This is a genomic window from Arthrobacter sp. CJ23, from assembly GCF_024741795.1.
In the GTDB taxonomy this organism is placed as follows: domain Bacteria; phylum Actinomycetota; class Actinomycetes; order Actinomycetales; family Micrococcaceae; genus Arthrobacter.
On the sequence record NZ_CP102950.1, the window covers coordinates 858,817 to 872,425 of the forward strand.

Below are 13,609 nucleotides of genomic sequence, written 5' to 3' on the forward strand. Positions count from 1 at the left end.
GTATGTGACGGTGCCTTCGCAATCTGTGATTTTTGTCGCTAACGTCGAGGCTGTGACCACTACTTTGCGAGCCAGCTCACCATCGAAAACCAAGACGAAGACGCGCATCACTGACGGGCTCCGCTTCGGCAGGTTCCCCATCACTGCCGTGCAGCCGGTCATCGAGAATGGCCGCTTTCCCGCCAAGGCACTGCCGGGCGAGGACCTCGTGGTGGGAGCCACGGTGTTCCGCGAAGGCCACGACCAGCTGGGCGTCACCGCGGTCCTGCTCGATCCCAAGGGCAAGGAGCGCCAACGCGTCCGCCTCACCCCGGCACCGGGTGTGCGGGGCATGGGCACGGACCGTTATGAGGGCGTGCTGACCCCCACCGCCCCAGGCGCCTGGTCGTTCGTCATCGAGGCCTGGCATGACCGTTACGGTAGCTGGCACCACAACGCCGAGGTCAAGGTTGGGGCCGGGATCGACGTCGAGCTCATGCTCGCCGAGGGTGCCGCACTCCTTGCCGGAGCGGCCGACGACGCCGGACGCAGCGCGGCGGACAAACGCACCTTCCAGACCGCATCGGCAGCCCTCGCCGACACGGCGAAAACCGTCGAGGAGCGCCTGGGCGCCGGCTTCGGCACGGACGTGGCTGCCGCCGTCGGGCGTTTTCCGATCCGCGAGCTGGTGACCGTTTCCGAAAAGTATCCGCTGCTGGTTGAGCGCGAGCTCGCCGGCCGCGGCTCCTGGTATGAGTTCTTCCCCCGCTCCGAAGGTGCCGTCCTGGACCGTGCCACCGGCGAATGGACCTCGGGGACTTTCCGCACCGCGGCGAAGCGGCTCGACGCCGTGGCCGGCATGGGCTTCGATGTCATCTACCTGCCGCCGATCCACCCGATCGGCGTCCAGCACCGCAAGGGACGCAACAACACGCTCACCCCGGGCCCGCAGGACCCCGGCTCGCCGTGGGCCATCGGCGCCAAGGAAGGCGGACACGACGCCATCCACCCGGACCTTGGCACCTTTGAGGATTTCGATGCCTTCGTGGCGCGCGCCGCCGAACTAGGCCTTGAAGTTGCCCTGGACCTGGCCCTTCAGGCCGCACCGGACCACCCCTGGGTCGCGTCGAACCCCGAATGGTTCACCACCCGCGTGGACGGCACCATTGCGTATGCGGAAAACCCGCCCAAGAAGTACCAGGATATTTTCCCGCTGAACTTCGACAACGATCCTGAGGGCCTGTCCAAGGAGATCCTGCGGATCGTGTTCCTGTGGATCAGCCACGGCGTGAAGATCTTCCGTGTCGACAACCCGCACACCAAGCCCGTCTGGTTCTGGGAGTGGCTCATCGGCAAGGTCAACAAGAAGCACCCCGACGTGGTGTTCCTGGCGGAGGCGTTCACCCGCCCGGCCATGATGCACGCCCTGGGCCGGGCCGGCTTCCAGCAGTCCTACACCTACTTCACCTGGCGGAACACCAAGGCCGAGCTCGAGGAATACTTCACCGAGGTCAGCCACGAAAGCCCGGCCTACTTCCGGCCGAACTTCTTCGTCAACACCCCGGACATCCTTACCGAGTACCTGCAGTACGGCGGTCCCGCGGCTTTCCGCATCCGCGCTGCACTCGCAGCCACGGCCAGCCCGCTCTGGGGCGTCTACGCCGGCTACGAACTGTACGAGCACGTGGCCCGGCCCGGCGCCGAGGAATACATCGACAATGAGAAGTACGAGTACAAGGACCGCGACTGGGACGGCGCCGCCGCCTCCGGCCACACCCTGGCGCCGTACATCACCCGGCTCAACGCCATCCGCAAGGCGCACCCGGCACTGGGCGATCTGCAGAATCTCACCCTGCACCACAGCACCGATGACGCCACCATTGTCTACTCCAAGCACAAGACGCTGCCGGACGGCAGCAAGGACACCCTGATCATCGTCGTCAACGTGGACCCGCACAGCGCACGCGAGAGCACCGTCTCCCTGGATCTGGCGGCGCTGCAGCTGGATCCCGCCGATACCGGTGCAAACGGACGCTTCTGGGTGGATGATTTGATCAGCGGGCAGAGCTGGGAGTGGGGCGAGTACAACTACGTCCGGCTTGACGCCCACACCGAACCGGCGCACGTCCTCAGCATCCGGAGGCAACCTTAGTGAGCTTCACCCCGCAGAACCCTGGCCAGTACTTCACCCCGAAGAACACCTTCGAGCTGAGCGCGCCCGGTCTCCAGCATGATCCACACTGGTACCGGAAAGCGGTCTTCTACGAAGTACTGGTCAGGGCGTTTGCGGACGCCAACGGAGACGGCTCCGGCGACTTCCATGGACTCATCGACAAGCTGGACTACCTGCAGTGGCTCGGCGTGGACTGCCTCTGGCTGCCGCCGTTCTTCCACTCCCCGCTGCGCGACGGCGGCTACGACATCGCGGACTACAACACGGTCCTCGATGAATTCGGCACCATCAGCGACTTCAAGCGGCTCGTTGCCGAGGCACACGCCAGGGGCGTCCGGGTCATCATCGACCTGCCCCTGAACCATACCTCGGACCAGCACATGTGGTTCCAGGAATCCCGCAGGGACCCCACGGGACCGTACGGGGACTTCTACGTCTGGAGCGATACGGACGAGAGGTACCAGGATGCGCGCATCATCTTCGTGGACACGGAAGAGTCCAACTGGACCTTCGACCCGATCCGCCGGCAGTTCTTCTGGCACCGCTTCTTCAGCCACCAGCCGGACCTGAACTTCGAGAACCCCAAGGTGGTGGAGGCGCTCTACGACGTGATCCGCTTCTGGCTGGACCAGGGGATCGACGGGTTCCGGGCGGACGCCATTCCGTACCTCTTCGAGGAAGAGGGCACCAACTGCGAGAACTTGCCCGCAACGCACACGTTCCTGCGCGATCTGCGCAAGATGGTGGACGAAAACTACCCAGGCCGCGTGATCATCGCCGAGGCGAACCAGCCTCCCCACGAGGTGGTGGAATACTTCGGCACCGAGGGGGAACCGGAATGCCACATGGCCTTCCACTTCCCCATCATGCCCCGGCTGTACTACGCACTGCGGGACCAGAAGGCCGCCCCCATCATCGAGACACTGCGCGAGACTCCTGACATTCCCGCGGGTGCGCAGTGGGGTACTTTCCTGCGCAACCACGATGAACTGACCCTGGAAATGGTCACGCAGGACGAACGGGCGGCCATGCTCGGCTGGTATGCCCCGGATCCGCGGATGCGGGCCAACATCGGCATCCGCCGCCGGCTGGCCCCGCTGCTGGACAACTCACGGGCAGAGATCGAACTCATCAACGCCCTGCTGCTCTCGCTGCCGGGCAGCCCGTTCCTGTACTACGGGGATGAAATCGGCATGGGCGACAACATCTGGCTGGACGACCGCGACGCCGTCCGGACCCCCATGCAGTGGAATCCTGACCGGAATGCCGGCTTCTCCGCCGCCGACCCGGGCAAGCTCTACCTCCCGGTGATCCAGTCGCTGGTCTACAACTACGGCATGGCGAACGTTGAGGCCGAAGCGGCGCACTCCGGATCCCTGCTCCGCTGGACCCGCCAGATTCTCAGCGTCCGCCGGAACCACCCGGTCTTCGGGCTGGGCGGCTTCCGCCACGTTGAGGCGGACCACGAAGTGGTGCTCGCCTACGTCCGCGAGCTCAACGAGGGGAACTCCGAAGGAGAAGAGGCGGAGACGATTCTGTGTGCCTTCAACCTCTCCCAGCACCCGGTGGCCACCACCCTGGATGTTCCGGAGTACGCGGGACGCGGGCTGCGCGATGTGTTCGGCGGCCAGCCGTTCCCGCCCATCGGCAACGACGGCAGGCTCACACTGACGCTGGGGAGCCACAGTTTCTACTGGCTCCGCGTGCGCTCGGTCTCTTCCAACCCCGCGTCCCCCTACACCCAGGCCATTCCCGTGGTGACGTCCAAAGGATGAGATGAGCCAGGGCACTTTTGATCCTTCCATAGAGGAACTGCTCCGGGCCTGGCTGCCCGGGAAGCGCTGGTTCCCCGTCAAGAACGCCGGCTTCGGGCTGGAACGCGTGGGCGGTTTCCCGCTGGGGGACCGGGACGGCGAAGCCGTGCTGGACATTGTCCTGGTGGCGGTGTCCTACCAAACGGCCGACGGCGGCGGCCGCACCGACGTCGTGCAGTTGCCGCTGAGCTTCCGGTCCGCGCCGCTGGAGGACGCAGCGTCCGCGCTGGTGGGCGAAGCCATGCTCCCCGGTCTGGGTCACCGCTGGGTCTACGACGCCGTGCACGACCCCCACTTCATCGCCGCGTGGCTGGACCTCATGCAGCACCAACGCTCCACAGCCGACGGCGCGGCCAGCGGCCACCTGGGACTTCCCGGTTTCGCGCTGCCGGTAGCGGGATCAGGACTCCGGGTCCTGTCCGGTGAGCAGTCCAACACTTCCGTGATCGTCGACGACGGCGTGACCGCAGCCATGGTGAAGATCTTCCGGGTCCTTTCCGCCGGCAGGAATCCCGAGGTGGAGCTTGGTGCCGCACTGACCGCGGCCGGCACCTCCGAGGTCCCTGCGACGCTGGGCTGGATCACAGGATCCTGGACAACCCCGGACGGGACGGCCAGTGGCGAACTCGCCGTGGCCCATGAATTCCTGGACGGCGGCCTGGACGCCTGGCGGCTGGCCGTTGACGCCGCCGCCGCGGGTGCCGACTTCACCGCGGAGGCCCACGCACTCGGCGTTGCCACTGCCACGGTCCATGACAGGCTCGCCCGGACCCTGGGAAGCAGCGTTGAAAGGCATCCGGGCCAGGACATCGCACCCGCAGTAGCCGGGCGGATCCGCCGCTCCTGGACGGAAGCCGCTGCCGCCGTCGGGCCTTATGACGACAGGCTCGAAGCGCTTGTGGCGAGTCTCGACGGGCAAGGCGCCGGGCGCCTGCAGCGCATCCACGGCGACCTGCACCTGGGCCAGATCCTGCAGGTCCCGGCACCGGGGGAGCCCGGCAGGTGGGCCATCCTCGACTTCGAAGGGGAGCCGCTGCGGCCGATCTCCGAGCGCAACCTCCCCGACATGCCGCTCCGCGATGTGGTCGGCATGCTGCGTTCCTTCGACTACGCCGCGGGCGCCGCCGGGCGCGAAAACCCGGGCGCCAGCATCCCCGCCGGGTGGGTGGACGACTGCGCCGAAGCATTCCTGGCCGGGTATGGCGAAGTCACGCCCGGAACCACAGACCGCCGCTCTCCACTCTTTGTGGCATTGTGGCTGGACAAGGCCTTATACGAAGTGGTTTACGAGCTGCGGAACCGGCCGGAATGGCTGGCCATTCCGGTCAACGCATCGCGGAAACTCCTCGACAACACGAGCCCCGGCAAGCACGCCGCGGCTACAGCGGAAGGTAATGAAATGACTGGCTCTGCACGTACCGAACGGCCCCGCGTCCCCTTGCAAGTGGACGCCGAGACCCTGGCCCGTGTGGCGGCCGGCGCGCACCATGCTCCGCACTCCGTGCTGGGGGCACACCTTGATGACCATGGACACGTCACTGTCCGTACCGTGAAGCACCTGGCGGATTCGGTGGCCGTGGTGACTGAAGCAGGAACCACGCCCATGGAGCACGAGAGCGACGGCGTCTGGACGGCCGTCCTGGAACCGCTTCAGGCCGGGCACGTGCCGGACTATCGTCTTGAGGTCGTGTACGACGGCGGCGAGCCGCTGACCGTCGACGACCCCTACCACTACCTCCCCACGGTCGGTGAGCTGGACCTGCACCTCATCGGGGAAGGCCGACACGAGCGGCTGTGGGACACCCTGGGTGCCCACGTCCAGCGGTACCGTTCGGCGCTGGGCGATGTGGACGGCGTTTCATTCGCCGTGTGGGCTCCCAACGCTCAGGCCGTGCGCGTCAAGGGAGACTTCAACGCCTGGGACGGCCGCCAGCATTCGCTGCGCTCGCTGGGCTCCTCCGGCGTCTGGGAAATCTTCGTCCCCGGTGTTGTAGCAGGGGCATGCTACAAATTCGAACTGCTCACCAAGGCCGGGCACTGGGTGGAAAAGGCCGATCCACTCGCCTTTGGCACGGAGGTTCCGCCGCTGACGGCATCGCGGGTGGTGGAATCGAAGTACCGTTTCAAGGACTCGGAATGGATGGCCGCCCGGGCCGCGCGCGATCCGCACAACTCGCCCATGAGCGTCTACGAAGTCCACCTTGGCTCTTGGCGCCTGGGCCTTGGCTACAAGGAATTGGCCACGGAGCTGGTGGACTACGTCAAGTGGCTCGGCTTCACACACGTCGAGTTCATGCCGGTGGCCGAGCACCCCTTCGGTGGTTCATGGGGTTACCAGGTCACCTCCTACTTCGCGCCCACGTCCCGCTTCGGGCACCCGGACGAATTCCGTTTCCTGGTCGATGCCCTGCACCAGGCCGGCATCGGCGTCCTGCTGGACTGGGTTCCCGCACACTTCCCCAAGGACGAATGGGCCCTGGCCCGCTTCGACGGCGAGGCCCTCTACGAACACGCCGACCCCAGGCTGGGCGAGCACCCCGACTGGGGCACGCTGATCTTCGACTTCGGCCGCACCGAGGTCCGGAACTTCCTGGTGGCCAACGCGCTGTACTGGCTGGATGAGTTCCACATCGATGGTCTGCGCGTGGACGCTGTGGCCTCCATGATCTACCTGGACTACTCACGCGAAGACGGCGAGTGGTCGCCCAACAGGTTCGGCGGCCGGGAGAACCTCGAGGCCATTTCCTTCATGCAGGAAGTCAATGCCACCGTCTACAAGACCCACCTCGGTGCCGTGACCATTGCCGAGGAATCCACCGCCTTCTCGGGAGTGACGGCACCCACGGACCACGGCGGACTCGGCTTTGGCCTGAAATGGAACATGGGCTGGATGCACGATTCGCTCAAGTACATGGCCGAGAACCCGGTCAACCGCAGCTGGCACCACGGAACCATCACGTTCTCCATGATCTATGCGTTCTCCGAAAGTTTCCTGCTGCCCATCAGCCATGACGAAGTGGTGCACGGCAAGGGCTCCATGCTGCGCAAGATGCCTGGTGACCGCTGGCAGCAGCTGGCCAACCTGCGTGCCTTCCTTGCCTACCAGTGGGCCCACCCGGGCAAGCAGCTGATTTTCATGGGTACCGAATTCGGCCAGGAAGCCGAATGGTCCGAGCAGCACGGACTCGACTGGTTCCTGGCGGACATCCCCTCGCACCGCGGATTGCAGTTGCTGACCCGCGATCTGAACGGGCTCTACGCCTCGACGCCGGCGCTGTACGAACAGGACAACGAGCCTGCTGGCTTCACCTGGATCAACGGTGGGGACTCTGACCGCAACGTCCTGACCTTCATCCGCTGGGACGCCCAGGGCAAGCCGCTTGTCTGTGCCGTCAACTTCTCGGGTGGCCCGCACGAGGGCTACATCCTGGGCGTGCCTCTTGCCGGCGAATGGCGGGAAGTCCTGAACACGGATGCCGAGGTCTACGGCGGTTCAGGCGTGGTCAACGCAGGCGGCCTCACTGCCAAAGCCCCCGGCGTGGACGGGCAGCCTGCGTCGCTGACCGTAACCTTGCCGCCGCTTGGCTCCAGCTGGTTCACGCCGGCGGGCTAAGTCGGAGCAAACGGCAGCCTGCGGAAGCAGTTCGAGGGCCCGGAAACCATGAGTTTCCGGGCCCTCTTCCGCGTGTCTGCGGGCTTCGAGGACCCTCCGCCAGGTAGCTTTTGCCAGCCCGCCAAAGTGGTGGTAGAGTTAGTACCCGCGCAGCTCACAGGTGCAGACCAGTGAGGCCGAGTTGAATCCGCAAGGAAAATCAAGTCACGGTCTCCGGTTTGACCAGGATGAAGCCAGCGTGTAAGCTTGAAAAGTTGCTCCGGAGCGAGCCGGTCCCTGTTTGTGGGGGTTGGTGGTGCCGGGTGTGTCTGTTGTTTGAGAACTCAATAGTGTGCCAAGTTTGTTGATACCGATTTTTTATGAATTGGTTGATTTGCCGGGTTGCCCGCACCCCCGTGTGTGGTGGCCTGGTTTCAGCTGGTTTCAAATTTTGTGCAGCCTTCTTTCCCCGTGTTTCCGGGGGTGTTGGTTGTGTCTGTTTTTGTTTTACTTCAACGGAGAGTTTGATCCTGGCTCAGGATGAACGCTGGCGGCGTGCTTAACACATGCAAGTCGAACGATGACCCGGTGCTTGCGCCGGTGATTAGTGGCGAACGGGTGAGTAACACGTGAGTAACCTGCCCTTGACTCTGGGATAAGCCTGGGAAACTGGGTCTAATACCGGATACGACCGCTCACCGCATGGTGTGGTGGTGGAAAGCTTTTGCGGTTTTGGATGGACTCGCGGCCTATCAGCTTGTTGGTGGGGTAATGGCCTACCAAGGCGACGACGGGTAGCTGAGCCTGAGAGGGTGACCGGCCACACTGGGACTGAGACACGGCCCAGACTCCTACGGGAGGCAGCAGTGGGGAATATTGCACAATGGGCGAAAGCCTGATGCAGCGACGCCGCGTGAGGGATGACGGCCTTCGGGTTGTAAACCTCTTTCAGTAGGGAAGAAGCGAAAGTGACGGTACCTGCAGAAGAAGCGCCGGCTAACTACGTGCCAGCAGCCGCGGTAATACGTAGGGCGCAAGCGTTATCCGGAATTATTGGGCGTAAAGAGCTCGTAGGCGGTTTGTCGCGTCTGCTGTGAAAGACCGGGGCTCAACTCCGGTTCTGCAGTGGGTACGGGCAGACTAGAGTGATGTAGGGGAGACTGGAATTCCTGGTGTAGCGGTGAAATGCGCAGATATCAGGAGGAACACCGATGGCGAAGGCAGGTCTCTGGGCATTAACTGACGCTGAGGAGCGAAAGCATGGGGAGCGAACAGGATTAGATACCCTGGTAGTCCATGCCGTAAACGTTGGGCACTAGGTGTGGGGGACATTCCACGTTTTCCGCGCCGTAGCTAACGCATTAAGTGCCCCGCCTGGGGAGTACGGCCGCAAGGCTAAAACTCAAAGGAATTGACGGGGGCCCGCACAAGCGGCGGAGCATGCGGATTAATTCGATGCAACGCGAAGAACCTTACCAAGGCTTGACATGGACTAGTAACGCCTGGAGACAGGCGCCCCTCTTGAGGCTGGTTCACAGGTGGTGCATGGTTGTCGTCAGCTCGTGTCGTGAGATGTTGGGTTAAGTCCCGCAACGAGCGCAACCCTCGTTCTATGTTGCCAGCGCGTGATGGCGGGGACTCATAGGAGACTGCCGGGGTCAACTCGGAGGAAGGTGGGGACGACGTCAAATCATCATGCCCCTTATGTCTTGGGCTTCACGCATGCTACAATGGCCGGTACAAAGGGTTGCGATACTGTGAGGTGGAGCTAATCCCAAAAAGCCGGTCTCAGTTCGGATTGGGGTCTGCAACTCGACCCCATGAAGTCGGAGTCGCTAGTAATCGCAGATCAGCAACGCTGCGGTGAATACGTTCCCGGGCCTTGTACACACCGCCCGTCAAGTCACGAAAGTTGGTAACACCCGAAGCCGGTGGCCTAACCCCTTGTGGGAGGGAGCCGTCGAAGGTGGGACCGGCGATTGGGACTAAGTCGTAACAAGGTAGCCGTACCGGAAGGTGCGGCTGGATCACCTCCTTTCTAAGGAGCACCATCATCGCCCCGAAGGGACCGCATGGTCCTGGAGTGGGTGTGTGGAAGCAAAGCCCATTGCGCAGGCATTCGTCCTGCGGTGGGTGCTCATGGGTGGAATATCAACGAATCAGACTTGTTTTGGCATGGCCGTCGCGGCCGTGTCCTGGTGCCAGTACGGCGCCCGCGCCCCCTTGGGGGTGTGGGTGTTGGGAACGCGCCGGGGCGTGGGATGCGGGGTTGTGTTTGGCGCACTGTTGGGTCCTGAGGCAACAGGACCTGCAGCAATGCGGGAACCTCCTGGGGTTTCTGTTTTTCCTGCCTTCACCGAACACGCACGGTGGCCGCCCTCTTGGGGGTGGCTGGTGTGTGGGGTGTGGGGGACGGGGTTGTTGTTTGAGAACTACATAGTGGACGCGAGCATCTAGGCATGCGCATGGCCGTTCCTTCGGGGGCGGGGCGTGTGTGTGTCTTACAGCAATTTCTTTTTATGAAGAACCTGGCCCTTGTGGTCATGGTTCTCTCGAGAAAGCTTTTGATCTTTGTGTGGTCAAGTTTTTAAGGGCACACGGTGGATGCCTTGGCATTAGGAGCCGAAGAAGGACGTAGGAATCTGCGATAAGCCTGGGGGAGTTGATAACCGAACGGTGATCCCAGGATGTCCGAATGGGGAAACCCCGCCAGACGCGCGAGTGATCTGGTGACCCGCATCTGAACACATAGGGTGCGTGGGGGGAACGCGGGGAAGTGAAACATCTCAGTACCCGCAGGAAGAGAAAACAAGAGTGATTCCGTTAGTAGTGGCGAGCGAACGCGGATCAGGCTAAACCGTTCCATGTGTGATAGCCGGCGGGCGTTGCATGGGCGGGGTTGTGGGACTTTCCGTACTGGTTCTGCCGGACCGGTGGGGTGTGGAGTGCAGGCATAGGTGAACGGTCTTGAAAGGCCGGCCAGAGAGGGTGTGAGCCCCGTAACCGAAATGTTGTGCACCGCCTGGAGAGGATCCCAAGTAGCACGGGGCCCGAGAAATCCCGTGCGAATCTGTCAGGACCACCTGATAAGCCTAAATACTTCCTAATGACCGATAGCGGACCAGTACCGTGAGGGAAAGGTGAAAAGTACCCCGGGAGGGGAGTGAAACAGTACCTGAAACCGTGTGCTTACAATCCGTCGGAGCAGCCTTGTAGCTGTGACGGCGTGCCTTTTGAAGAATGAGCCTGCGAGTTAGTGTTACGTCGCGAGGTTAACCCGTGTGGGGAAGCCGTAGCGAAAGCGAGTCTGAACAGGGCGATCGTAGTGGCGTGATCTAGACCCGAAGCGGAGTGATCTACCCATGGCCAGGTTGAAGCGACGGTAAGACGTCGTGGAGGACCGAACCCACTTCAGTTGAAAATGGAGGGGATGAGCTGTGGGTAGGGGTGAAAGGCCAATCAAACTCCGTGATAGCTGGTTCTCCCCGAAATGCATTTAGGTGCAGCGTTGCGTGTTTCTTGCCGGAGGTAGAGCTACTGGATGGCCGATGGGCCCTACAAGGTTACTGACGTCAGCCAAACTCCGAATGCCGGTAAGTGAGAGCGCAGCAGTGAGACTGTGGGGGATAAGCTTCATAGTCGAGAGGGAAACAGCCCAGACCACCAACTAAGGCCCCTAAGCGTGTGCTAAGTGGGAAAGGATGTGGAGTTGCGAAGACAACCAGGAGGTTGGCTTAGAAGCAGCCACCCTTGAAAGAGTGCGTAATAGCTCACTGGTCAAGTGATTCCGCGCCGACAATGTAGCGGGGCTCAAGTACACCGCCGAAGTTGTGGATTTCAGACATGGCCTAGCCTTCGTGGTTCAGGCGTCTGGAGTGGTAGGGGAGCGTCGTGTGGGCGGTGAAGTCGCGGTGTAAACCAGCGGTGGAGCCTACACGAGTGAGAATGCAGGCATGAGTAGCGAAAGACGGGTGAGAAACCCGTCCGCCGAATGATCAAGGGTTCCAGGGTCAAGCTAATCTGCCCTGGGTAAGTCGGGACCTAAGGCGAGGCCGACAGGCGTAGTCGATGGACAACGGGTTGATATTCCCGTACCGGCGAAAAACCGCCCATGCCAAGCGGGGGATACTAACCGCCCGGAGCCTGCCCAATCACCCTTGTGGTGTGCGGGTTTTGGCCGAGCGCGGGACCTGATCCCGGGAGGTAAGCGTATTAACAGGTGTGACGCAGGAAGGTAGCCGGGCCGGGCGATGGTTGCCCCGGTCTAAGGATGTAGGGTCAGGGATAGGCAAATCCGTCCCTGTGTGTTCAATCACGTTCCTGAGATCTGATGGGACTCCCGCAAGGGGGGATCCGGTGATCCTATGCTGCCTAGAAAAGCATCGACGCGAGGTTTTAGCCGCCCGTACCCCAAACCGACACAGGTGATCAGGTAGAGAATACTAAGGCGATCGAGAGAATTATGGTTAAGGAACTCGGCAAAATGCCCCCGTAACTTCGGGAGAAGGGGGGCCTGCCCCGTGATGGAGACTTGCTCTCCGGAGCGGGTGTGGGCCGCAGAGACCAGGGGGAAGCGACTGTTTACTAAAAACACAGGTCCGTGCGAAGTCGCAAGACGATGTATACGGACTGACTCCTGCCCGGTGCTGGAAGGTTAAGAGGACCGGTTAGCCACTTCGGTGGCGAAGCTGAGAATTTAAGCCCCAGTAAACGGCGGTGGTAACTATAACCATCCTAAGGTAGCGAAATTCCTTGTCGGGTAAGTTCCGACCTGCACGAATGGAGTAACGACTTCCCCGCTGTCTCAACCATAAACTCGGCGAAATTGCAGTACGAGTAAAGATGCTCGTTACGCGCAGCAGGACGGAAAGACCCCGAGACCTTTACTATAGTTTGGTATTGGTGTTCGGAGTGGCTTGTGTAGGATAGGTGGGAGACGTGGAAGCCCGGACGCCAGTCCGGGTGGAGTCATCGTTGAAATACCACTCTGGTCACTTTGGACATCTAACTTCGGCCCGTGATCCGGGTCAGGGACAGTGCCTGATGGGTAGTTTAACTGGGGCGGTTGCCTCCTAAAAAGTAACGGAGGCGCCCAAAGGTTCCCTCAGCCTGGTTGGCAATCAGGTGTCGAGTGTAAGTGCACAAGGGAGCTTGACTGTGAGAGAGACATCTCGAGCAGGGACGAAAGTCGGGACTAGTGATCCGGCGGTACATTGTGGAATGGCCGTCGCTCAACGGATAAAAGGTACCTCGGGGATAACAGGCTGATCTTGCCCAAGAGTCCATATCGACGGCATGGTTTGGCACCTCGATGTCGGCTCGTCGCATCCTGGGGCTGGAGTAGGTCCCAAGGGTTGGGCTGTTCGCCCATTAAAGCGGTACGCGAGCTGGGTTTAGAACGTCGTGAGACAGTTCGGTCCCTATCCGCTGCGCGCGCAGGAAATTTGAGAAGGGCTGTCCTTAGTACGAGAGGACCGGGACGGACGAACCTCTGGTGTGTCAGTTGTACTGCCAAGTGCACCGCTGATTAGCTACGTTCGGATGGGATAACCGCTGAAAGCATCTAAGCGGGAAGCTCGCTTCAAGATGAGATTTCCAAACACCTCGTGTGTGAGAGGCCCCCAGCCAGACCACTGGGTTGATAGGCCGGATGTGGAAGACAGGACCAAAGACTGTTGAAGCTGACCGGTACTAATAGGCCGACAACTTACACCACACAAACAAAACACTGCTTGCGTCCACTATGTGGTTCCCGACCAACAAACCCGCACCGGGCTTGCACGGCACAGGAACACAACCACAACTAAACAACAACAACACCACACCTGCCGGCACGGCAGGAACACATGTTGTAACCACCGTTTTCCCACCCCCGCCACCGCCAGGTGAGTGCAGGGGACGGGACACAGGGTTACGGCGGTCACAGCGTGGGGGAAACGCCCGGTCCCATTCCGAACCCGGAAGCTAAGACCCACAGCGCCGATGGTACTGCACCCGGGAGGGTGTGGGAGAGTAGGACACCGCCGGACACACATTGCACCGGGAGCCCCC

The 13,609-nt window shown here is 61.9% G+C and carries 3 protein-coding genes and 3 rRNA genes; all 6 read left to right on the forward strand.

Translation table 11 applies throughout. The features are described from left to right. The first annotated feature begins 25 nt into the window (after positions 1-25). The 6 genes from NVV90_RS03930 to rrf all read left to right on the forward strand — a co-directional run bounded on the left by NVV90_RS03930 (position 26) and on the right by rrf (position 13,587). Positions 26-2,131 carry an alpha-1,4-glucan--maltose-1-phosphate maltosyltransferase gene (locus NVV90_RS03930; RefSeq protein WP_258441063.1) on the forward strand — a complete coding sequence of 702 codons (2,106 nt, stop codon included), beginning with the start codon at positions 26-28 and terminating at the stop codon, positions 2,129-2,131. After that, complete coding sequence (treS, locus tag NVV90_RS03935; protein ID WP_258439891.1) at positions 2,131-3,927, forward strand: maltose alpha-D-glucosyltransferase; 1,797 nt, start codon at positions 2,131-2,133, stop codon at positions 3,925-3,927. Before NVV90_RS03930 ends, treS begins: the two co-directional genes overlap by 1 nt. Before the next feature lies 1 nt (position 3,928). Beyond that, positions 3,929-7,579: a 1,4-alpha-glucan branching enzyme gene (locus tag NVV90_RS03940; protein ID WP_258439892.1), complete on the forward strand. Its 3,651-nt coding sequence runs from the start codon at positions 3,929-3,931 to the stop codon at positions 7,577-7,579. Between the two features lie 491 nt (positions 7,580-8,070). Then, positions 8,071-9,596: ribosomal RNA gene (locus NVV90_RS03945) — 16S ribosomal RNA — on the forward strand. Positions 9,597-10,135: 539 nt separating this feature from the next. Further along, a 23S ribosomal RNA gene (locus NVV90_RS03950) occupies positions 10,136-13,274 on the forward strand. 196 nt (positions 13,275-13,470) lie between these two features. Next, a 5S ribosomal RNA gene (gene rrf / locus NVV90_RS03955) occupies positions 13,471-13,587 on the forward strand. Together the 16S, 23S and 5S rRNA genes form the textbook arrangement of a ribosomal RNA operon. The last annotated feature ends 22 nt before the right edge of the window (positions 13,588-13,609 follow it).